Here is a 22,018-nt window from a genome sequence, read left to right on the forward strand (position 1 = left end):
GGGGGCGGGGGGGGGGTGCCCACCCCCCCCCCCCGCCCCCCCCCGGGGGCGCACGGCCGAGGGGTCGACCGGTGTCTCCGGTCGGCCCCTCGGCCGTCTCACGCGGCCGGCACGGCCAGGCCGCCTAGGTCGTGTCCTGTGAATGTTGTTGGTGTGTGTCCGGTAATGTCCTGGTTGTGGTTGTGGTTGTGGTTGTGGTTGTGGTTGTGGTTGTGGTTGTGGTTGTGGTTGTGGTTGTGGTTGTGGTTGTGGTTGTGGTTGTGGGTCGTGGTGAGTTGACGGATGTGGCGTGGGCGCGGATCGAGTCGTTGTTGCCGGTCGCGACGGGCCGTGGCGGGCGCTGGCGTGATCATCCGTCAGGTGATCAACGGGCGCTGCCCGACCACGACGAGGCCGAGCTCGTCCAGCCGCGCGAAGGTCGTCAGATCAGGAACATCGAAGAGAAGTTCAGGCACGTCGAGGTCTTCCAGATGGGCAGTGTGAGAACTTCCATCATCGAGGGACCTCGACCCGTCCCCGACCTACTCAGCCCCCCAGCGCTACACCCTCAACTGCGATGAGCCTGTATATCACCGATCCCGCTTGCGTGATCTTGGGCGACTGCTAGTGTCCGCGGTACCAGATCACCACCAGTTGTGCCGCAATGAGGGGGCGTCGAGATGTTGGCTCGGAGCGCGTGGTCAGCACTTGGGGGATTTGCCCTGCTCGTGGGAGGAGGGCTTCCTGCGGGGGCACAAGGCCCGATAGATGATGACCGCACGATCGCTAATCCGTCGTTTGACCGCTCAGCTCTACCCGAGGCCACAAGCGTCACGGACTCCGGTTACCGGAATGCGTCAGGAGAGTGCGTCGAGTCGTCATCGGGCGGCTCAGAGCGCACGAGCTCCGGGACGGTCACGATCGGTGTTCAACTGTCGCTTGATCCGGCGACCTGCGAATCCGAGTACTTGGTAGCCACGTACCCCGTGTCCGATGTCCCTGCCAAGACCATCGCCACGTTCTTTGATACGAGAGAGAGCCTCGACGCGTTGCAACAGGCCAAGGTGGCCCGGGCCGCTGGAACGTTCTACCAGTCGCTGACGAACCAGTACCGCGACCCACTGTTCATCGTCGTGTCACAAACCTTCGCGGGTCTCCAGTGGACCACGACCGGGACGTGTATCACCTCAACCAACCCTCAGCACAGCACGTACGCGTACGCCGGAACCGGTTGGTACCGGACGGGGTACAACACCAGCAGTCCTTGGGGATGTACCCCGCAGGCATCGGCCAATACTGTTGCTTCATTCGCCAACACCGCCTTCCCGTGCCCTGGCGGTGGGACGACCTACACCAATCACACGAAGACGATGGTCGTGGGCTACCCGGGCGGCGGCAATACCTGGTCGCGAACTCAATCCAAGAGCGGCGCGTGCAACAACCTGCTCCACACCAACTACGTCCTCTTCAACTGAGTCATGCTGCCCCCCTCGAAATCACCAGATTCCGTCTCGCCGACGAATGAATCGGACGACGGCCGCGTTCTCGCGGCCGTGGCGATTTCTCTAGTCCTCGCCATCGCTTGTCTGATCCTCTTCGTGTACAACTGGATCGTCGCGAGCTTGGCGATCGGATCATTTGTACTACTCGCGGGGGTGGTCGGCTTTACATCGCGAGGAGCTCGACGAGTGTTTGTACTTACCATTGCCTGTGGGCCGCTCGTCGTGCTAGTCGGGTGGTGGCTTGTCGCGATTATGGCCCCCCTATTCGACTGAGCGAAGCGCCGGTATCGAACCAGTGGAACCCTCCTAGGGCGAGGCCTGTGGTTCGCGGAGCCAGAGGATGATGGCGGCGATGGTGAGTTCGGCGCGGTAGTAGGCGGCGCGTTTGGTGTAGCGGGTGGCCAGTGCGCGGAATTGTTTGAGGCGGTTGAAGCAGCGTTCGACGACGTTGCGGCTGGCGTAGGTCTGGGGGGCGAAGGCGGGAGGGCGGCCTCCGGCTGAGCCCTTGCGTTGGCGGTTGGCAGCGTGGTCCTTCTTCTCGGGGCTGGTGAACGCGATGCCGCGTGCGCGCAGCGCCCGGCGGGTCGCCGGGCTGGAGTAGGCCTTGTCGGCCAGGACCCGGTCGGGTCGCTTGCGGGGTCGCCCGGGCCCCTCGCGCTTGACGTGGACCTGGTCCAGCAGGGGCAGCAGCTGGGGGTTGTCCCCGGCCTGCCCGGGTGTGAGGATCACGCTCATCGGTAGCCCGCGACCGTCGACCGCGAGGTGGATCTTGGAGGTCAGGCCTCCCCGCGACCTGCCGAGCGCCTCATCAGTGACCGCGAGGTCTTCGACCCAGTCGGTCTTGCAGCCCCTTTTTTCCGGGCACCGGCGCCATGCTGGTGAACCCGGACGTTCGTCGAGTCGATCGAGAAGGTCCACTCGATCTTCCCGATCGAGTCGTCCTTGACCCGCACATGGTCCAAGATTGTCTCCCACGTGCCGTCCGCGGTCCACAGCCGCAACCGTTCGTGGGCCGTCTTCCACGGCCCGTACTTGGCCGGTACGTCCCGCCATGGCGCCCCAGTGCGCAACCGCCACAAGATCGCGTTGATCACCTGCCGATGATCACGCCAGCGCCCACCACGACCCGTTGCGACCGGCAACAACGGCTCGATCCGCGCCCATGCCGCATCCGTCAGCTCACCACGCCCAACACCCACAACCCAGACATTGCCGGACACATGCCGAGAACATTCACAGGACAGGCCCTAGGACTCCCCTGCCTCGGCCGCGTCGCGGCGCAGGATCCCGACCGCCAGCAGCGCCTGGCCCGCGAGGTAGGTGACCATGACCCAGAACCCCGAGGACAGCGGCCCCGGCACCTCGAAGCCCGGGACGAACGCCCCCAGGGCGATGAGCGCGTCGGAGACCAGGAAGATCGCCCCGCCGATGCCCGCGACCCGGTTCACCCCGGTCGACAGCACCGCCATGAGCGCCAGGCAGAGGCCGTAGACCATGACCGGGACCAGCAGCGCGCCCGCGTGCGGGGCGCACAGGACCACGAGCGCGACGAGGGCGAGCGCGTAGGGGACGAGCAGGACCGGGCGACGCAGCACGCTCGAACCGCGCGACGGCCAGAAGGCCGCGACGTACGCGACCTGCGCGAGCAGGAAGAACCCGACCATGGTCAGGAACGAGGCGTCGCCGCTCGACAGGTCGGGCGCGGAGTCACCGAGCCACGAGAACCCGAGCGCGACGAGCGTCCACCGCACGAGGCGGGACCGCCCGCGCGGCCCTGCGGCCGGTGCGGCGGCCGTGCCCCGAGGCGCCCCCGTGGCGGTCCAGACGACGAGCGCCAGGAGCGGCATGACGAACCACTGGGTCACGTTGGCGACCTGCTCCTGTCCGGCCAGGTGGGCGACCAGGTGCACCGCGGAGAGCAGCAGGAAGGCACCGGCCGCGAGCGCCGCCACGGGGCGGCGCCGCAGCACGGTCACGATCGAGACCGCTCGGTGCGAGGTGGGTGCGTGCGAGACACGAGGAGTCGAGGAGACCACGTCGTTCCTTTCCAGGAAGGGCGACCCGGGTCACGGGCGCCCTGGCGCGCGGCACCGTTGCCGCGCTGACCTGGGGACACGGTAGGGCCTCAGAGCTCGATCGAGTACATCCGGGAGCCGTCCTTCTTCTCGTAACCGAGGCTCGCGTAGAGCCCGTGGGCCCCGGACGGATTCTCGGTGTCGACGTCGAGCTCGGCGTACTCGACCCCGCCGGCCTGGTAGGCGGTCATGCCCGCGCTGAGGAGCGCGAGCGCGATCCTGCGCCCGCGGTACTCCCGGCGCACCCCGAGGGTCTCGGTGTACCCGCTCGAGTACCCCGCGACGGGCCAGTCCTGCTCGTACCGCCCCGACAGGAGGTACCCGGCCACGACGGGACCGCCGCCGGTGCTCGCGCGGGGAGCGACGCCGTCGGGCGCCGTGCTCGCGGCGGGAGCCGCGCCGTCGGGCGCCTCGCTCGCCGACCCGGCGTCCTCGGCTGCGCCTGCCGCGGGCGCGGCGTCGTCGACGACGAGCACGCTCCACTCGGGCGCGAACATGCTGCGCCCGTGCACCCAGGACTCGGGCGTCGCGGGCTCGCTGCCCCAGTGGTCGCGGAACGCGTCGTTGTGGGCCAGGCGCGTGGCCTCGTCGAGCTCGGGAGACCACGGGACGACGCGCAGGCCGTCGCCCAGCGCGACCTCGGGGACGGGCAGCGACAGGTCGCGACGCAGGGTCGAGTAGTAGCGGTTGGCCGTGTAGCCCGCGGCCTCGAACAGGCGGCACTCGGGCGCATCGCCGTCCTGGACGTAGCCCGCGATGCGCGCGGGCAGCTCCTTGCCCGAGGCCGCGAGGAGCTGACGCGCACGACCCGTCGACCAGGCAAGGACCTGACGCCCGACGCCGCGTCCCCGCCACCGCGGGTGGACCGCGCCCTGGACGAACGCGCGGACGACGCTCGCGTCGCCGGGGCGGGTGTCGACCGACGCGTAGGCCCGCGGCTCGCCGTCGGCGTCCAGGCCCACCAGGGTGTCGCGGGCGAGGTCGCGCCACTCCCCCTCGAACATCTCCTCGGTCTCCTCGAGCGAGGTGCGGAACGGATGCCGGTCGTGCTCCTCGACGGCCGCCGTCAGCGCGAAGAGAGCCGGTGCGTCCGCGAGCGTCAGGGAGCGCCAGACCAGGCCGTCGACCTCGGGGAGCGGCAGGTGGGCGGGCGCGGCCACGCGCTCGGCGATCGGGGCGAGGGCCGGCGGGGCGGACGGTTCGGTGCTCATGCGCACCACGCTAGGTCGCAGCGTCGCGCGCAGCATCCTGTTTTCCGGACACCCGGGTGACGGCGTGCGGCCCGGCGTTACAGTTCGCCTCATGCCCCACGACGTCGCCAACGCCCGATCCGCCGCCTTCGCCGAGGCCCTGCGCACCCGCGTGGTCGTCGCCGACGGCGCCATGGGGACCATGATCCAGGAGCAGGACCCGAGCCTCGAGGACTACCAGCAGCTCGAGGGCTGCAACGAGATCCTCAACGTCTCGCGACCCGACATCATCGCCGCCGTCCACGACGCCTACCTCGAGGTCGGCGTCGACTGCGTCGAGACCAACACGTTCGGCGCCAACTGGTCCAACCTGTCGGACTACGACATCGAGGACCGCATCCGCGAGCTCGCCGCGGCCGGGGCACGCATCGCACGCGAGCGCGCGGACGCGTTCTCGACCCCCGAGCAGCCCCGCTGGGTGCTGGGCTCGATGGGCCCCGGGACCAAGCTGCCGAGCCTGGGCCACACGACGTACGCGAACCTGCGCGACACGTTCGCCGAGCAGGCGGCCGGCCTCCTCGAGGGCGGGGTGGACGCGATCCTCGTCGAGACCAGCCAGGACCTGCTCCAGGCCAAGGCCGCGGTCAACGGCTCGCGCGCCGCGATGGCCGCGGAGGGGCGCTCGGTGCCGGTCATCGTGCAGGTCACGGTCGAGACCACGGGCACCATGCTCATGGGGTCGGAGATCGGCGCAGCGCTGACCACGCTCCAGTCGCTCGGCGTGGACGCGATCGGCCTGAACTGCGCCACGGGGCCCGCCGAGATGAGCGAGCACCTGCGCCACCTGTCCAAGCACGCCGAGATCCCCGTGACGTGCATGCCCAACGCGGGCCTGCCCGTGCTGGGCAAGAACGGCGCCTCCTACCCGCTCACGCCGAGCGAGCTCGCCGCGGCGCACGCCCAGTTCGTCACCGAGTTCGGCCTGGGCCTCGTGGGCGGGTGCTGCGGCACCACGCCCGAGCACCTGCGTCAGGTCGTCGAGGCCGTCCGCGCCCGGCCCGTGACCCCGCGCAGCCCCGCGCGCGAGGTCGGCGTCGCGAGCCTGTACTCGCACGTCGACTTCGACCAGGACGCCTCGTTCCTCGCGATCGGCGAGCGGACCAACGCCAACGGGTCCAAGGCGTTCCGCGAGGCCATGCTCGCCGAGAACTGGGACGAGTGCGTCGCGATCGCGCGCGCCCAGACGCGCGACGGTGCGCACCTGCTGGACGTGTGCATCGACTACGTGGGGCGCGACGGCGTCGCGGACGCCCGCGCGGTCGTCTCGCGGCTCGCGAGCGCCTCGACGCTGCCGCTCGTGATCGACTCGACCGAGCCGCCCGTGATCCAGGCGGGTCTCGAGCTCATCGGCGGGCGCGCGGTCGTGAACTCGGTGAACTTCGAGGACGGCGACGGCCCCACCTCGCGCTACGCGCGGATCATGCCGCTGGTCAAGGAGCACGGCGCCGCGGTCATCGCCCTGACGATCGACGAGGACGGCCAGGCCCGCACGGCCGACGCGAAGGTGGCCATCGCGAGCCGCCTGATCGACGACCTCGTGGGCACCTGGGGCATGCGCATCGAGGACATCGTCGTCGACACCCTGACCTTCCCCATCGCGACCGGGCAGGAGGAGACGCGACGCGACGCGATCGAGACCATCGAGGCCATCCGCGCGCTCAAGGCCGCCTACCCGGGCGTGCACACCACGCTCGGCGTCTCCAACGTGTCGTTCGGGCTCAACCCCGCCGCGCGCGTCGTCCTCAACTCGGTGTTCCTGCACGAGGCCGTCGAGGCCGGGCTCGACTCCGCGATCGTGCACGCGGCCAAGATCCTGCCGCTCGCGAAGATCCCCGACGAGCAGCGCCAGGCCGCGCTCGACCTCGTGTGGGACCGCCGCGAGTTCGACGCCGAGGGGAACATGACGGTCGACCCCCTGGCCCGGCTGCTCGACCTGTTCGCGGGCGTCGACTCGGCGTCGCTCAAGGACGCCCGCGCCGCCGAGATGGCCGCGCTGCCGCTCGGCGAGCGCCTCGAGCGACGCATCGTCGACGGCGAGCTCAAGGGGCTCGACGCCGACCTCCAGGCCGCGCTCGACGTGGGCTGGAAGGCCCTCGACATCGTCAACGACCACCTGCTCGAGGGTATGAAGGTCGTGGGCGAGCTGTTCGGCAAGGGCGAGATGCAGCTCCCGTTCGTGCTGCAGTCGGCCGAGGCCATGAAGACCGCCGTGGCCTACCTCGAGCCGCACATGGAGAAGTCCGAGGACGCGAGCGGCCGGTCCAAGGGCACCATCGTGATCGGCACCGTGCGCGGCGACGTGCACGACATCGGCAAGAACCTGGTCGACATCATCCTGACCAACAACGGCTACACCGTGGTCAACATCGGCATCAAGCAGCCCATCGCCGCGATGATCGAGGCCGCCGAGGCCCACGACGCCGACGTGATCGGCATGAGCGGGCTGCTCGTGAAGTCGACCGTCGTCATGAAGGAGAACCTCGAGGAGCTCAACGCCCGCGGGTACGCGCAGCGCTGGCCCGTCCTGCTGGGCGGCGCGGCCCTGACGCGCACGTACGTCGAGGACGACCTCGCCGACGTCTACCAGGGTGAGGTCCGCTACGCGCGTGACGCGTTCGAGGGCCTGCGACTCATGGAGCCGCTCGTCCGTGTGGCGCGGGGAGAGGCGCGCGACGCCGTCGGGCTCCCTCCCCTCAAGAAGCGCCGGCACGCGACCGTGACCGTGACGCAGACGCCCGAGGAGGACCTGCCCGCCCGCTCCGACGTCGCGGCCGACAACCTGGTCCCCACCCCGCCCTTCTGGGGGACGCGCATCGTCAAGGGCATCCAGCTCGCCGACTACGCGGCGTTCCTCGACGAGCGCGCGACGTTCATGGGGCAGTGGGGGCTCAAGCCGGGGCGCTCGTCCGGTGCGGAAGGCGCGGCCGGGGCGTCGTACGAGGAGCTCGTCGAGACCGAGGGGCGCCCGCGCCTCAACGCGTGGCTCGAGCAGGTCCGGACCGACGGGATCGTCGACCCGTCGGTGATCTACGGGTACTTCCCGGTCTGGTCCGAGGGCAACGACGTGGTCGTCGGGCACCACGACGGGCCCGACGGCGGCTCGGGCGGTCCGGTGGGGACCGAGCGGTTGCGCTTCACGTTCCCCCGGCAACGGCGCGACCGTCACCTGTGCCTCGCGGACTTCGTCAAGCCGCGCTCGTGGGTCGAGGAGACCGGGCGCTACGACGTCCTGCCCGTCCAGCTCGTGACCATGGGCGACACCGTCGACGTGCACACGGCCAAGCTTTTCTCGGCCAACAAGTACCGCGAGTACATGGAGCTGCACGGCCTGTCCGTGCAGCTCACCGAGGCGCTCGCCGAGATGTGGCACTCGCGCGTGCGCTCCGAGCTGGGGTTCGCGAGCGAGGAGCCCGACGACGTCCAAGGGATGTTCGACCTGAAGTACCGCGGGGCGAGGTTCTCGTTGGGGTACCCGGCGTGCCCCGACATGGAGGACCGCCGCAAGGTCGTCGAGCTGCTGCGGCCCGAGCGGGCCGGTGTGGTGCTCTCGGACGAGCTGCAGCTGCACCCGGAGCAGTCGACGGACGCGTTCGTGTTCCACCACGCAGAGGCGAAGTACTTCAGCGTGTGATCCCCACGTGAGTCACGAGCATGGTGCTGGGCGGGGAGCTGTGCCAGACTGAACCGGACAGAGTTGTCCGGTTGAGGAGGCTAACGGTGCGCAGTTTCGATCACACCTACGACGTCGTCGTCGTCGGCACGGGAGGTGCGGGACTCGCGACCGCGCTGGGCGCCATCGATGAAGGGCTCAGCGTCCTGCTGCTGGAGAGCACCGACCGGTGGGGCGGCAACACCGCGATGTCGGGCGGCGGCATGTGGCTGCCGAACAACCCGCTCATGCAGCGCGCCGGTGCCGGCGACTCGCGCACGGAGGCGCTCGAGTACATGGAGGCAACGATCGGCGTCGTCGGTCGCGCCTCGACGCACGAGCGCAAGGAGGCGTATGTCGACGGCGTCGACGACTTCGTCCTCACGGCAGAGAAGCACGGCATCGTCTTCGCCCGTGCGACCGACTACCCGGACTACTATCCAGAGCTGCCTGGCGGCAAGATCGGCCGAGCGATCGAGCCCAAGCCGTTCGACGTACGCCAGATCGGCGACCTGGCGAAGTCGCTGCGCATCCTCATGCCGTTGCCGATGATGACAGACGACGTGTGGCAGATCGTGCGCGCCTGGTCGACCCTCGACGGATTCGGGCGCGGCGCTCGAGTCGTCTTCCGTGTGCTGGGCGGCGTCATCACTGGCAAAAAGCTCACCGGCATCGGCGCGGGCCTCGCCGCCCGGCTCGGGCACGCCGTGTTCGTCGAAGGCAAGGCACCCCTGTGGCTGCAGTCGCCGCTGGAGGAGCTGCTCCTCGAGGGCGACCGGGTCGTCGGAGTGCAGGTTCGCAAGGACGGCAATCCGGTGACGGTCGGCGCGAAGCGCGGGGTCATGCTCGCAGCAGGTGGCTTCGACCAGAACAGGGCCAAGCGCCTGGAGCTCCAGGGTGTCGAGGGCACACCGTCTGGCAGCCCAGGTGCTCTCGGCGTCCCGATCGACCTGGCACAACAGGCCGGCGCCGCCGTCGAGCTCATGGAAGACGCCTGGTGGGGGGCGTCGATCGCAGGCCCGGAAGGATTCGGCCCGTCCTTCCTGGTCGGCGAGCGCTCCCTCCCCTTCTCGCTCATCGTCGACGCCCGAGGCGCCCGGTTCGCCAACGAGGCCGAGTCCTATGTCGACCTCGGCCATCACATGCTCGAGCACGACAAGGACGGTGACTACTGGTTCATCCTCGACGCCCGCCACCGCCACCGTTACCTGCGCTCGTTCGCACTGGATCCGAGGCTCAGCAAGGCGATGAGGGCCGAGGGAATCGAGGTGAAGGCGGACACTCTCGAGGAGCTCGCCGAGAGGCTCGATCTTGACAAGGCAACCTTCCGGTCCACGGTGGAGCGTCTCAACGGGTTCGCTCGCACCGGCCGCGATCAGGACTTCGGCAAAGGCGACTCGGCGTACGACCGCTACTACGGTGATCCGACCGTGCGCCCGAACCCTTGCCTGGGAACGATCGAGAAGGGGCCCTTCGTCGCCTACAAGATCGTTATCGGCGACCTCGGCACCAAGGGCGGAGTGGTGACCGACACCAACTCCCGCGCCCTGCGTGAGGACGGCACCGTGATCGAGGGGCTGTACTCCGCCGGCAACAACTCCGCCTCCGTCATGGGACACACCTATCCGGGTCCAGGGTCGACGATCGGCCCGGCTGCCGTGTTCGGCATGCGTGCCGCCCGCCACATGGCCCGCGCACGAGGATGACACGGGTCTAGGCTCCTTGGCATGCCCACGACCGACACGCCGCCGGGCCGAGCCGCCAACCTCGGCCCGGCTGCGGCGGCGCGCAATCGCACCGCACTTCTCGCGGCGGCTCGAGCCGTCTTCGCCGAAAGCGGGATCGAAGCCCCGCTCGCAGCGATCGCCAGGCGAGCCGGCGTCGGGCAAGGCAGCCTCTACCGGCACTTTCCCGACCGGGTCGCTCTCGCTGTAGCAGTCTTCGAGGACAACGTGGCGGAGCTCGAACTGCTCGCCGCCGATCCGCGCTCGACGCTTCGGGACCTGCTCACGACGGTCACGCAGCAGATCGTCGATTCGACCGCGTTCGTCGACCTCGTCCGCGCCGCCAACACTGACCGGCGCGTCGCCTCGCTGGCAACCCGCGTCGAGGCAGTCATCGACGCGCGGGTCCGGTACGGCCATGCGGACGGCACAGTCCCGGGAGATCGCACCGCTTCGGACCTGATGCTCTCGGTGACGATGGTCTCCGCTGCCGTCTCTTCAGACGCGCCCGCGACCACGCGCCTACGGCTCGCGCTACGTGCCTGGCGTCTGCTCGGGGTGGATCTGAGCGAACATTGACCCTGGCGACGTCCCGCGAGCGCTCGTCGGCCGTGACGGGCCGCGGGACGACGTCGCCTGTGAGCGCTGCGATGGACCAGCCACGTCGAACCATCGGCAGGACGTCGTCGCGGAGAGTCGACCAGAGCGTCGAACAACACGGCGCGCCCGATGACTTCTCCCCCGCCACCCGGTCTACCCCCATGACCCTGCCACCGACCCACCGGAGCACATCATGGGATCGATCGAGATCGAGCTGTTCACAACCCTGGACCTCGTCGGGCAGGCGCCCGGCGGGCCCGACGAGGACCCGATCGGGTTCCCGTTCGGCGGCTGGCAGGCTCCCCTGCTGGACGACGTCGCCGGTGAGCAGGTCGCGGCCGCCTACGAGGGCACCGACGCCCTCCTGCTCGGGCGCCGCACCTACGACATCTTCGCCGCCTTCTGGCCCCACCAGGAGGGCAGTCCGGACGACGACTTCGCCGCGCTCTTCAACCGCATCCCCAAGTACGTCGCCTCACGCGGCAAGCCCGACCTCTCCTGGGCCGGGTCTGCGCAGCTCGGCCCCGACCTCGCCGCCGCGGTGCGCGAGGTCCGCGACCGGCACGAGCACGTCAAGGTCGTCGGCAGCCTGGGCCTGGTGCAGACGCTGCTGCGCGAGAAGCTGTTCGACCGCCTCGACCTGTGGGTCCACCCGATCGTCCTCGGCGTCGGGAAGTCGGTGTTCGACGGCGGTGCCGTCCCCACCAACCTGACCCTGCTCGAACCGCCGGCGGCGAGCCCAGCGGGCACCGTGCTCCTGCGCTACGGTCTTGCCGACGGCACCCCCGCGACGGGCGACATGGCCGCTGCCGACCGCGGCGTCAGTGCTGCAGACCAGACCGACTGAGGCAGGAGCACCCATGGCGATCCAGCGGCTGGACAACATCGGCATCGTCGTCGCCGACCTCGACGCGGCGGTCGCGTTCTTCGTCGAGCTCGGGATGGAGCTCGAGGGCAGGGCGCCCATCGAGGGGGCCTGGGCCGGGAGCGTCGTCGGGCTCGACGGGATGCGGTCCGAGATCGCGATGATGCGGGTGCCGGGCGGCTCCGGTCGGCTCGAGCTGTCCACGTACCACTCGCCCGACGCGGTCGACATCGGCCTGGGCACCGCGCCGTCGAGCACCCTGGGCCTACACCGCGTGATGTTCGCTGTCGACGACATCGACGACACGGTCGAACGGCTCGGCGCGCTCGGTGCCACGCTCGTGGGCGAGATCGTCCGGTACGAGGACGCCTATCGGCTCTGCTACCTCCGCGGGCCGGAGGGGATCATCGTGGCCCTGGCCGAGGAGCTCGGGTGAGCAGGGTCCAGGCCCCAGAAGCCGCTGAGGTAGAACGTCCTGCGTGAGGTAGTACCCACCGGGTTCTCTCTCGCGCGGGACGTTCTACCTCAGCGAAAGACGAAGCGACCTCACGCCGGCTGCGGCACCGCCACGAGTCCCCGCGACCGCTCGAGCCGCTCCACGAGCAGCGTGCCCGCGGCCACGACCGGCAGGAGCACGAGGTTCCCGACCAGCATGGTCCGCAGGAACGGCAGCCCGGCGACGTAGCTCGCCACGAGCCCGTCGAGCCCCGCGGGGTACCAGACCCCGCGACCCTGGAACCAGACGCCGAAGTTGGTCCAGAAGAAGAACCACAGCGACCCGCCGACGCCCAGCCCGGCGGCTGCGCCCACGCGCCCCCACCCCGACGTGCTGCGCGTCAGGAGAGCTGCGAGGCCCACGACGAGCCACGCGCTCCAGGTGAACAGCGCGATCGACGTGTTGCCCAGCGCGAGGTCCGAGACCACCGCGACGACCAGCGGCGCCAGGAACGCCAGGCGGTGCCGGACGAGGACCGCGGCGACGAACGCCGCCGAGGTCACGAGCTCGAGGTTCGGCGGGGCGCCGATCTCCTCGCGCACGAGCCGGAACACGATCGCGAGCGCGACGAACGCCACCGCGATCGCGGGGCGCCACCAGCGGGTCAGTAGGTCTCGAGCTTCCACGTGATCTCGTCTCCCGTCTCCGTCACGAGCGACCCGGCGCCGACCTGGGCCATCTCACCGTTCACGTACAGGGCCCAGAACTCCTTGGCGGAGTCCTGCGCCTCGCGCCCGTCGATCCCCGTGACGAACGCGTTCTCGCCCTCGCCCTGGACCACGGCGGTGGGGTCGGCCACGATGAGGAGCTCGAGCGCGGTCTTCCCGGCGACGCCCTCGTAGGTGAGCTCGACGTCGTCCGCCGAGTCGTCAGCGTCGCTGCTCGTCGCGTCATCCGCCGAGTCGGACGCGTCGTCGTCCGCGGCGACCGTCGAGGAGGCCGTGGTGTCGGCCGCGGGCGTGTCCTCGCCCTGGGCGCATCCGGCCAGGAGGCCGACCGCGAGCAGGAGGGACGTCAGGGCGGTCAGCGAGCGTGCCGGGGTGGCACGAAGAGTCTGGGGGTTCACACCTGGCAGTCTACGAACGCTCGCCCCGAGGCGGGGCGAGCGCCCAGCAGACGGGACGTCAGGCGTCGATGCGCGCCCTGTCCAACCCTGCGGCCCCCGCGATGATGAAGTCCTTGCGCGGTGCGACGTCCGATCCCATGAGCAGCTCGAACACGCGCTCGGCGGACTCGGCGTGCTCCGCGGTGACGCGGCGCAGCGTGCGGTGGCGCGGGTCCATGGTGGTCTCCGCGAGCTGGTCGGCGTCCATCTCCCCGAGCCCCTTGTAGCGCTGGATGTCCTCCTTGTAGCGCTTGCCGGACCGGTCGAGCTTCTTGAGCACGTCGCGCAGCTCGGCCTCGGAGTACGTGTAGATGTACTCGTTCTTGCGCGAGCCCGCGCCGATGACCTCGACGCGGTGCAGCGGCGGCACGGCCGCGTAGACCCGGCCCGCGTCCACGAGGGGGCGCATATACCGGAAGAAGAGCGTGAGCAGGAGCGTGCGGATGTGCGCGCCGTCCACGTCCGCGTCCGTCATGAGCACGACCTTGCCGTAGCGCGCGCCCTCGAGGTCGAACGAGCGCCCCGAGCCGGCACCGATGACCTGGATGATCGCGGCGCACTCCGCGTTGCGGAGCATGTCCGTGACCGAGGCCTTCTGGACGTTGAGGATCTTCCCGCGGATGGGCAGGAGCGCCTGGAAGTCGGAGCTGCGGGCGAGCTTGGCCGTGCCGAGGGCCGAGTCCCCCTCGACGATGAAGAGCTCGCTGCGCTCGACGTCGTCGCTGCGGCAGTCGGCGAGCTTGGACGGCAGCGACGAGGTCTCGAGCGCGTTCTTGCGGCGCGAGATCTCCTTCTGCTTGCGCGCGGTGATGCGGGCGCGCATCTCGGCGACGACCTTGTCGAGGAGCAGGGAGGCCTGCGTCTTCTCGTCGCGCTTGGTCGAGGTCAGCATGGCGCCGAGCTGCTGCTCGACGACGCGCGCCACGATCGCCCGGACGGGGGCCGTCCCGAGGACCTCCTTGGTCTGCCCCTCGAACTGCGGCTCGGCGAGCCGGACCGTGAGCACGGCCGTGAGTCCCGCGAGGACGTCGTCCTTCTCGATGCGCTCCGAGGCGTCCTTGGTGGACACCTTGAGCCGGCGGGCGTTGGTCTCGACGCCCTTGCGCAGGATCTTGAGCAGCCCGGCCTCGAAGCCCGCGAGGTGCGAGCCGCCCTTGGGCGTCGAGATGATGTTGACGAAGGTCCGCAGCTCGGTGTCGTAGCCCGTGCCCCAGCGCAGCGCCACGTCGACCTCGCAGTCGCGCGTGACCTCCTGCGGGGTCAGGTGGCCCCGCTCGTCGAGGACCGGGACGGTCTCCTTGAACGTGCCGGAACCCGTCAGGTGCCACGTCGCGGTCACCGCGGGGTCCGGGGCGAGGAAGTCGACGAAGTCGATCGTGCCGCCCGAGTGCTGGAAGCTCTCCTCGACCGGGCCGTCGGCGCCGGGCGTGCCGGGCAGCCCGCGCTCGTCGCGCAGCGTGATCTTGAGGCCGGGCACGAGGAAGGTCGTCTGCCGCGCGCGCGTCACGAGCTCGTCGTAGGAGAAGACCGCGGTCTTGGGGAACACCTGGCGGTCCGCCCAGTAGCGCACGCGGGTCCCGGTCCTCCCGCGGGGCGCCTTGCCCACGACGGCCAGCTCGGAGCGCTCGACGAACGGTGTGAAGGCTGCGTCCGGGTCCGGTCCGGACGCGGGGTCCGCGAACACCCCGGGCTCGCCGCGGTGGAACGTCATGCGGTAGGTCTTGGAGCTGCGGTCCACCTCGACGTCGAGGCGCGAGGACAACGCGTTGACGACCGAGGCGCCCACACCGTGCAGCCCGCCCGAGGCCGTGTACGAGCCGCCGCCGAACTTGCCGCCCGCGTGCAGCTTGGTGAAGACGACCTCGACGCCGCTGAGGCCCGTCTTGGGCTCGATGTCCACGGGGATGCCGCGCCCGTTGTCCTTGACCGTCACCGAGGTGTCGGCGTGCAGCACGACCTCGATCGCGTCGCAGTTGCCCGCGAGGGCCTCGTCGACCGAGTTGTCGATGATCTCCCACAGGCAGTGCATGAGACCGCGCGAGTCGGTGGACCCGATGTACATGCCGGGTCGCTTGCGGACGGCCTCGAGTCCTTCGAGGACGGAGAGGTGCCGTGCGGTGTAGCTGGACTCAGAGGTGGTCGTCACGAAGGGAAAGCCTAGACGCTGCCACCCACAGGTCCTCGCCGCCGGGCCGTGACGCGTCGCACTCGGTTCCCACGGCCTCCGTATTCCCGAGAAGCCGCGGCTACGCGGGTAGCGAACCCGGGCCATTTCGGTACGAGGAAAGGGTCCCGGGATGATTACATGGTCACGTGACTGCTACGACGACTGAACCGCTGACCGTGGCCGACCGTTGCGACCGTTGCGGCGCCCAGGCGTACGTGCGCGTGACCATGCCGAGTGGGGAGCTGCTCTTCTGCGCCCACCACGCCCGCGCGCACGCTGCCGCCTACGCAGACATCGCGACGCACGTCCAGGACGAGACCGACCGCCTGCTCGCGGAGCACGGCGCTCGCTGAGACCCCCGCGTGCGCTCGACGCGCACAGGACACCCTGAACCCCGACCGGTGATCATCACCGGCCGGGGTTCTTTCTGTCCGGACCACGGCGCCCGGGCGACGTGCGTGCCGGACGGAGCCCCCGCCGTCGGGCCGCAGGAGCAGCGCCCGTGCCGCTCCCGACGGCGCGGGCGCGCCTCGTGCAAGCCTCTCGCCAGCACGCGACGCTCCCCCGTGCCCGACGGCGCCACGCGCCCCCCGTACCCCGTCTCGCCCGGGCCGGGCGTGGGCAGGGCGCACGACCCCGGACGTACGAGAGGCCCGCACCCCTCGCGGGGTGCGGGCCTCTCGGCGCTGCTGGTGGAACCGGTCAGTCCAGGTAGTCGCGCAGGACCTGCGAGCGGCTCGGGTGACGCAGCTTCGACATGGTCTTGGACTCGATCTGACGGATGCGCTCGCGCGTCACGCCGTAGACCTTGCCGATCTCGTCGAGCGTCTTGGGCTGCCCGTCGCTCAGGCCGAAGCGCATGGAGACCACGCCGGCCTCACGCTCGGAGAGCGTGTCGAGGACCTGGTGCAGCTGCTCCTGGAGCAGCGTGAAGCTCACGGCGTCCGCGGGGACGACGGCCTCGGAGTCCTCGATGAGGTCACCGAACTCGCTGTCGCCGTCCTCGCCGAGCGGCGTGTGCAGCGAGATGGGCTCGCGGCCGTACTTCTGGACCTCGACGACCTTCTCGGGGGTCATGTCGAGCTCCTTGGCGAGCTCCTCCGGCGTGGGCTCGCGGCCCAGGTCCTGGAGCATCTGGCGCTGCACGCGGGCCAGCTTGTTGATGACCTCGACCATGTGCACCGGGATACGGATGGTGCGGGCCTGGTCGGCCATGGCTCGCGTGATGGCCTGCCGGATCCACCACGTCGCGTACGTCGAGAACTTGTAGCCCTTGGTGTAGTCGAACTTCTCGACCGCACGGATCAGACCGAGGTTGCCCTCCTGGATCAGGTCCAGGAAGAGCATGCCGCGGCCCGTGTAGCGCTTGGCGAGCGAGACGACCAGACGCAGGTTGGCCTCGAGCAGGTGGTTCTTGGCGCGACGACCGTCGCCCGAGATCCACTCGAGCTCACGGCGCAGCTTGGGCTCGAACGTGTCGCCCGAGCTCAGGCGCTCCTCGGCGAACAGGCCGGCCTCGATGCGCTTGGCGAGCTCGACCTCCTGCTCGGCGTTCAGCAGCGCGACCTTGCCGATCTGCTTGAGGTAGTCCTTGACCGGGTCCGCCGTGGCGCCCGCGGTCACGACCTGCTGGGCAGGGGCGTCGTCGTCGTCCGCGTCGGAGTAGACGAAGCCACGCGACTCGTCGGCCTCCTCGGCGGGCTTGGCGGCGGTCGCGGGGGTCTCCGCGTCGTCGTCGGTCTCGACGAGGTCCTCGACCACGACCTCGTCGGAGTCCTCGTCGTCCTTGGCGCCGCGCTTGCGGCGCGTCGTGGCCGCGGCCTTGGGTGCAGCCGTCTTGGCCGTCGTGGCACGCTTGCGCGCCGCGGGGGCCTTGGCGGCGGGCGCTGCGGCCTCGTCGGTCGCGGCGTCCGTGGACTCAGCCGCGGCGGCTGCGGTGGCCGCAGCGGTGCGCGTCGTCGTGACGGCACCTGCCCGCGGGGTCGCGGCCTTCTTGGTGGCGGGCTTGACGGCCCGCGACGTCGTGGTGGAGCGCGAGGAGGTGGCGGCGGCGACCTTGGTCGCGACGGGGATCTCGACCTCGACACCGGCACCGGCCAGTGCACGCAGCACGGCCTTCAGACGCTTGGGGTCGCCGATCGTCGCGCTCTCGCAGGCGTTGCGGAAGCTCTCGGCGTCGACCCGGCCGTTCTCACTGCCCTTGCGCAGCAGTTCCTGCAACGCGGGGTGTTCGAACTCGTGCGGGAGAGCGGGGTTCTGGGAAGAGGGCGCCACAAACCGACCTTTCGGCAATCACTGGAGGGGCGTGCCCGGGAGATCGGAGGACTCTCGGATCATGTGCGGACACCTATATTGTACCGGCCGAACCGTCGTCGGACGCCGGTGAAGCGTGTTCCGACGCGGGTGAGTTGCCGCCAACGGGCCTGCACACGTCCACTCCGCTGCTGTCGTCCCCTGGTCAACGCACCGGAGCCGCGGAAGATTCCCCCCGACGATGGTCCTGGTCACACCCTCCTGCCCGCGCGCGTCGCGGCCGTCCGGGCGACGCCTCACGGGTCCTGCGAGCCGTGTCAGGGTCGGTGGGGCTTGACCGCGAGCACCGGGCAGGGAGCGTCCAGGAGGATGCGCTGGGCGTTGGACCCGAGGATGAGCTTGCCGACCGGGCTCCGCCGCCGCAGACCGATGACGATCAGGCCGGCACCATGGGTCTCCGCGGTCGACACCAGGTCCTCCGCGACCTCGCCCGTGCCCGTCACGACCTGGTGAGCGATCCCCGCCTCGTCGAGCGGCGCCGTGATCCGGGCGATGTCCGCGAGCCGCTCCTCGACCTGCTCGGGGAGGGACCGGCCGTCCTTGTCGCTCACGACGACCAGGAGCTCGCTCCGACGGCTGATCGCCTCGTCGACGGCCGTGCCGAGCGCCTCGCGCCCCTCGGGGGTGGACAGGTAGCCGACAACGACTGTCATGGGATTCCTCCGTCATGCCTGAGGCATGCCTGCTGGCGCGCGCAGGACGGGCTGCTCCCGGGCTGCGGACCGGGACCACCCCGGCAGGTGCGACGGTACCGGAACGCCCGTGGATCCTCACCTCGCGACACCTGCCTCGGCGCGGGCCCAACCCGGCGCGAGCCCCACCTCGAGCGCGCTCCTCACGAGCAGCGCGAGCCGGTAGGCGGGATCCGCGTCGAGCGCCCTCCCGAGCCGGTCCGCGGCGAGCCCGCCGTCGCCCTCCCACCAGGCGAGGAGGGCGAGGAGCGTGAGCGCCGGCGCCTGTCGCCCCGTGCGGCCGGCTCCCACGACGGCCTCGAGGACCGTGCGTGCGCTCCGCACGACGTCCGGGTCCGGCGGGAGCCCGACCGCGGGGTCGACCATCGCCGCGATGGCCGAGGCGGTCCCCGCCTCGACCCGCGGTCCCGGGACGGCGGTCGCGGTGAGGCGCGCGACGTCCTCGGTGCCCGCGGCGAACGAGAGCAGGACGGCGTCCCGGACCGGGATGCTCTCGAGCGCCGCCTCGAGTCGTCCCAGGAGGGCGGGCGGAAGCACTGTCTCGCCCCCACCCTCGCGCCGGTCGGCGACCGCGACCGCGGACCGCCACGCCTCGAGCCCTCCGGCCCGCCAGCGGGCTGCGGCGTCCCCGCCGACCGCGAGCGCCTTCTCGCGGTCGGCGCGCCAGCGCGCGGAGGCCCGGACCGCCCGACGGCGCAGCGCGGGCTCGACGACCGGGATCGCGAAGGAGTGGGCCCGGGAGGGCGCGACCGCAGCCCCCGCAAGGACCATGTGCGCGCCGACCTGGGTGGACTCGAGGTCGGTGAGGGGCCTGCCTGCCGCGGGGCAGCACGCCTCGTCGAGGCAGTCGAGCGAGGAGTACCCCCGCGGGCCCACGACCCAGACCTCGAGGTCGCCGAGGAAGTCCTCGGCGGCCTCCCGGCAGTGCTCGACCGCCGCACGCTCACGGGCCGCCGGGGCGCCGCCCGCGCGCAGGTCCACGTCGGTGTACACGACGAGCACCGCGCGCCGTGCACCGTCGGCGCACAGGTGGGACACGAGCGTGCGGGCGACCTGCGGGCCGTGCTCGAGGTCCGCGAGGTCGGCCAGGTCCGTACGGGCGACCAGGCCCACCCGGCCGCGCGGGGCGCGCAGGCTGATCAGGACCGCGCTGTCGGCGGGGCGGTACCCGAGCCGGAAGGGGACGTAGGCGAGAAGCTCGCGGGGCCCGCGGGCCCGGATCGTGGTCGTCATGTCGCTCATCCCACCGCGCGACCGGCGTCCTGAGGAGAGGGCGGGCACGGCTGTGGACATCGGGCCGGGCCGGCGTGGGCTGTGGTCGAGCCACGTACCGCGCACTGACTACGGTGTGGGGGTGCGTCGTCCACCTGACTCGATCGATCGCCCCCGGACCGTGGGGGCGACCGCTGCCGCAGCCTGCCTCGCGCTCGGTCTGCTCGCGGGCTGCTCGGCCCCCGCCGACTCTCCGACCGGACCCGACCGAGGCACGGGCGCGACGCCGTCGGGCGATGCCTCCGCCCCGGCTCCCGAGGGCCTGTCCCCCGTTGCCGACATGCCCTCGTTCGACGAGAGCTCCGTCGCTGGCTCGCTCGTCGCGGGCTTCCCGGCCGACGTCGTCCCCGTCCCGCCCGAGGCGCAGGTCCTCGCGAGCTCCGCGGCCGACGTCGAGGGCCAGCCCCTGCGCCAGGTCACGCTCAACCTCGCGTCGACCGCCTCGGTCCAAGAGGTCCTCGACTTCTACTCGCAGGCGATGGCCGCGGCGGGCTTCACCGCGGTCGAGGGCTCCTCGACGGGCGGCCTGAGCGGCCAGGCCGCGTTCAACCGGGCGACGCCCGAGGGCGCGACCGAGACCCTGTTCGTGGGCGTCCTCGACACAGAGGACGCCCGGCTCGTGACGGTCAGCGGGCAGGTCGCGCCTCCCGCGTGACCTAGGCTGCGGTCATGCCTGCTGACGCCCCTGCGCCCGCCTCCCTGCCCGTCGACCGCGAGAACCTCCGCCCCGACGTCGACGCGGCTCTCAGCGCCTTCCTCGACGCCCAGCGGGCCCAGCTCGCCGCGATCGGCGAGGACGCCGCACCGCTCGCCCAGGCGACCGCCGACCTGCTCACGGGCGGCAAGCGGCTGCGAGCCGCCTTCTGCTACTGGTCCTGGCGCGCGCACGGCGGCCAGGTCGACGACGGACGCCGGCGCGCGGCCGTCCGGACGGGCGCCGCGCTCGAGCTCTTCCAGGCGGCCGCGCTCTTCCACGACGACGTCATGGACAACTCCGACACCCGGCGCGGCCGTCCCGCCGCACACCGGGCGTTCGCGGCGCGGCACCGCGACGCGGCCTGGTCCGGCAGCGACGTCCAGTACGGCTCGTCGGCCGCGATCCTGCTCGGCGACCTGTGCCTCATCGGGAGCCAGGCGGAGATCCGTGGGGCGCTCGTCGGGGTCCCCGAGGACGTCGCGCTGCGGACCCGGACGCTGTTCGACGACATGCAGACCGAGGTCACGGTCGGGCAGTACCTCGACGTGCTCGCGCAGGCCGTGCCGTGGGGCCAGGACCTCGACGCCGACGAGGCCAGGGCGCGCGCGGTGATCCGCTCGAAGTCGGCGCGGTACTCGGTCGAGCACCCGCTCGCGCTGGGGGCGGCCCTCGCGGGCGCCTCCCCCGACCGCCTCGCGGCGGTCCCCACCTACGGTCTGCCGATCGGCGAGGCGTTCCAGCTCCGCGACGACCTGCTGGGAGTGTTCGGCGACCCGTCCACGACGGGCAAGCCCGCCGGGGACGACCTGCGCGAGGGCAAGCGGACCGTGCTGGTCTCGCGGGCGCTGCGGACCGCGACGCCTGCCCAGCGCGAGCTGCTGCTGGGTGCTCTGGGCGACCCCGCGCTGGACCTGGCCACGGTCGACACGCTGCGTGGGCTGCTGGTCGAGACCGGCGCGGTCGCGGCGGTCGAGCGGCTCATCGACGAGCTGAGCGAGCAGGCCTTCGCGGCGCTCGACGCAGCCGACCTCGCGGCGCCGGGTGCCGAGGTGGTCGCCGAGCTCGCGCGCGCCGCGGTGCAGCGCACGGCCTGAGGCTCGGCGCGTCGGCGTCGGACACCGACCGGCCCGCGCTGCGCCTCCGGCGGCGCGCGTCCGACGGTCGCCGCTCGACGGTGCGCGTCACCGCCGAGCGGCGCCGGGCGTCAGGAGGTCAGAGCAGCGCCTGGGCGACCCGACGCACCTCGGCCTTGCGTCCGGCGAGCAGCGCCTCCATGGGCGACGTCCCGAGCGCCTCGTCCGGGCTGAAGAGCCACTCGATGATCTCCGCGTCGGTGAAACCGAAGTCGGTGAGGACCGCGACCGTGCCCTGCACGGACATGAGCACCACGTGGCGCCCGTCCTCGGGGTTCTCGGGGGCGGGCGCCACGTTGGCCGGGTTGGCGCGGTGCGCCGGGACCACGAAGGCCGCGGGGATCTGGAACGAGGTGCGTTCGCCACGCTTGACGCCGACGACGCGCCGGTCCTGGACGATGCTGCGGGCCTGCGTCACGGTCGTGCCGAGCACCTCGGCGAGTTGGGGAAGGGTCAGCCACTCGGGAACGAGCTGCTCGAGGTCAGTCACATCAGTCAC

The 22,018-nt window shown here is 71.1% G+C and carries 20 protein-coding genes; 10 read left to right on the forward strand and 10 right to left on the reverse strand.

Annotated elements, in window-relative coordinates:
* The first annotated feature begins 176 nt into the window (after positions 1–176).
* Positions 177–560, forward strand: coding sequence for a hypothetical protein (locus ACIPWA_RS10350; protein ID WP_400290759.1), 384 nt, complete (start codon positions 177–179; stop codon positions 558–560).
* Between the two features lie 405 nt (positions 561–965).
* On the forward strand, positions 966–1,454 hold the full coding sequence (locus ACIPWA_RS10355) for a hypothetical protein (RefSeq protein WP_056652183.1): 489 nt from the start codon (positions 966–968) through the stop codon (positions 1,452–1,454).
* A 333-nt stretch (positions 1,455–1,787) separates the two neighbouring features.
* Here the strand turns inward: ACIPWA_RS10355 and ACIPWA_RS10360 are convergent.
* The 3 genes from ACIPWA_RS10360 to ACIPWA_RS10370 all read right to left on the reverse strand — a co-directional run bounded on the left by ACIPWA_RS10360 (position 1,788) and on the right by ACIPWA_RS10370 (position 4,767).
* Positions 1,788–2,680 (reverse strand): IS5 family transposase gene (locus ACIPWA_RS10360; protein WP_400290732.1). Its coding sequence is split into 2 segments (ribosomal slippage): positions 1,788–2,294 and positions 2,297–2,680, totalling 891 coding nucleotides; the frame shifts between segments, so codons are not numbered across the junction.
* 48 nt (positions 2,681–2,728) lie between these two features.
* Positions 2,729–3,517 (reverse strand): lysoplasmalogenase, encoded by a 789-nt coding sequence (locus tag ACIPWA_RS10365; protein WP_231907672.1) that lies wholly within the window; start codon positions 3,515–3,517, stop codon positions 2,729–2,731.
* Between the two features lie 89 nt (positions 3,518–3,606).
* Complete coding sequence (locus tag ACIPWA_RS10370) at positions 3,607–4,767, reverse strand: GNAT family N-acetyltransferase (RefSeq protein ID WP_400289966.1); 1,161 nt, start codon at positions 4,765–4,767, stop codon at positions 3,607–3,609.
* A gap of 91 nt (positions 4,768–4,858) precedes the next feature.
* On the opposite strand from ACIPWA_RS10370, the gene metH reads away from it, so the two are divergent.
* The 5 genes from metH (at position 4,859) to ACIPWA_RS10395 (ending at position 12,080) form a co-directional block, all read left to right on the forward strand.
* Positions 4,859–8,437 carry a methionine synthase gene (gene metH / locus ACIPWA_RS10375; RefSeq protein ID WP_400289968.1) on the forward strand — a complete coding sequence of 1,193 codons (3,579 nt, stop codon included), beginning with the start codon at positions 4,859–4,861 and terminating at the stop codon, positions 8,435–8,437.
* Positions 8,438–8,523: 86 nt separating this feature from the next.
* Complete coding sequence (locus tag ACIPWA_RS10380; protein ID WP_400289969.1) at positions 8,524–10,161, forward strand: FAD-binding protein; 1,638 nt, start codon at positions 8,524–8,526, stop codon at positions 10,159–10,161.
* A 21-nt stretch (positions 10,162–10,182) separates the two neighbouring features.
* Entirely contained in the window at positions 10,183–10,758 is a 576-nt protein-coding gene (locus tag ACIPWA_RS10385) for a TetR/AcrR family transcriptional regulator (RefSeq protein ID WP_400289971.1), read from the forward strand.
* 214 nt (positions 10,759–10,972) lie between these two features.
* Positions 10,973–11,626, forward strand: a complete 654-nt coding sequence (locus ACIPWA_RS10390; protein ID WP_400289972.1) for a dihydrofolate reductase family protein — start codon at positions 10,973–10,975, stop codon at positions 11,624–11,626.
* Between the two features lie 13 nt (positions 11,627–11,639).
* Positions 11,640–12,080, forward strand: a complete 441-nt coding sequence (locus tag ACIPWA_RS10395; protein ID WP_400289973.1) for a VOC family protein — start codon at positions 11,640–11,642, stop codon at positions 12,078–12,080.
* Positions 12,081–12,190: 110 nt separating this feature from the next.
* On the opposite strand, the gene ACIPWA_RS10400 is transcribed toward ACIPWA_RS10395, so the two are convergent.
* The 3 genes from ACIPWA_RS10400 to ACIPWA_RS10410 are packed head-to-tail and all read right to left on the reverse strand — an operon-like array spanning position 12,191 to position 15,391.
* Positions 12,191–12,766 (reverse strand): DUF6580 family putative transport protein, encoded by a 576-nt coding sequence (locus ACIPWA_RS10400; protein ID WP_400289975.1) that lies wholly within the window; start codon positions 12,764–12,766, stop codon positions 12,191–12,193.
* Positions 12,745–13,206, reverse strand: coding sequence for a DUF4430 domain-containing protein (locus ACIPWA_RS10405; RefSeq protein WP_400289977.1), 462 nt, complete (start codon positions 13,204–13,206; stop codon positions 12,745–12,747). Before ACIPWA_RS10405 ends, ACIPWA_RS10400 begins: the two co-directional genes overlap by 22 nt.
* A 58-nt stretch (positions 13,207–13,264) precedes the next feature.
* Positions 13,265–15,391: a DNA gyrase/topoisomerase IV subunit B gene (locus ACIPWA_RS10410; RefSeq protein WP_056650205.1), complete on the reverse strand. Its 2,127-nt coding sequence runs from the start codon at positions 15,389–15,391 to the stop codon at positions 13,265–13,267.
* 167 nt (positions 15,392–15,558) lie between these two features.
* On the opposite strand from ACIPWA_RS10410, the gene ACIPWA_RS10415 reads away from it, so the two are divergent.
* Positions 15,559–15,765: a DUF7455 domain-containing protein gene (locus ACIPWA_RS10415; protein WP_056650208.1), complete on the forward strand. Its 207-nt coding sequence runs from the start codon at positions 15,559–15,561 to the stop codon at positions 15,763–15,765.
* A 349-nt stretch (positions 15,766–16,114) separates the two neighbouring features.
* On the opposite strand, the gene ACIPWA_RS10420 is transcribed toward ACIPWA_RS10415, so the two are convergent.
* From ACIPWA_RS10420 to ACIPWA_RS10430, 3 genes are all read right to left on the reverse strand, one after another.
* Positions 16,115–17,686: an RNA polymerase sigma factor gene (locus tag ACIPWA_RS10420; RefSeq protein ID WP_068624759.1), complete on the reverse strand. Its 1,572-nt coding sequence runs from the start codon at positions 17,684–17,686 to the stop codon at positions 16,115–16,117.
* Positions 17,687–17,982: 296 nt separating this feature from the next.
* The gene (locus ACIPWA_RS10425; RefSeq protein ID WP_400289980.1) at positions 17,983–18,378 is read right to left on the reverse strand and encodes a universal stress protein; all 396 of its coding nucleotides are present in this window, start codon (positions 18,376–18,378) and stop codon (positions 17,983–17,985) included.
* A gap of 117 nt (positions 18,379–18,495) precedes the next feature.
* The gene (locus ACIPWA_RS10430) at positions 18,496–19,650 is read right to left on the reverse strand and encodes a DUF4192 domain-containing protein (RefSeq protein ID WP_400289981.1); all 1,155 of its coding nucleotides are present in this window, start codon (positions 19,648–19,650) and stop codon (positions 18,496–18,498) included.
* 121 nt (positions 19,651–19,771) lie between these two features.
* Between ACIPWA_RS10430 and ACIPWA_RS10435 the strand changes: the two genes are divergently transcribed.
* Positions 19,772–20,344 (forward strand): hypothetical protein, encoded by a 573-nt coding sequence (locus ACIPWA_RS10435; protein WP_400289982.1) that lies wholly within the window; start codon positions 19,772–19,774, stop codon positions 20,342–20,344.
* A 14-nt stretch (positions 20,345–20,358) separates the two neighbouring features.
* A complete protein-coding gene (locus tag ACIPWA_RS10440) occupies positions 20,359–21,480 on the forward strand; it encodes a polyprenyl synthetase family protein (protein ID WP_068624755.1) in 1,122 nt (373 codons plus the stop codon).
* A 118-nt stretch (positions 21,481–21,598) separates the two neighbouring features.
* Here the strand turns inward: ACIPWA_RS10440 and ACIPWA_RS10445 are convergent, their stop codons facing one another.
* Positions 21,599–22,018, reverse strand: a complete 420-nt coding sequence (locus ACIPWA_RS10445; protein WP_056650227.1) for an Rv2175c family DNA-binding protein — start codon at positions 22,016–22,018, stop codon at positions 21,599–21,601.

Source organism: Oerskovia enterophila (genome assembly GCF_044748475.1).
Taxonomy (GTDB): domain Bacteria; phylum Actinomycetota; class Actinomycetes; order Actinomycetales; family Cellulomonadaceae; genus Oerskovia; species Oerskovia enterophila.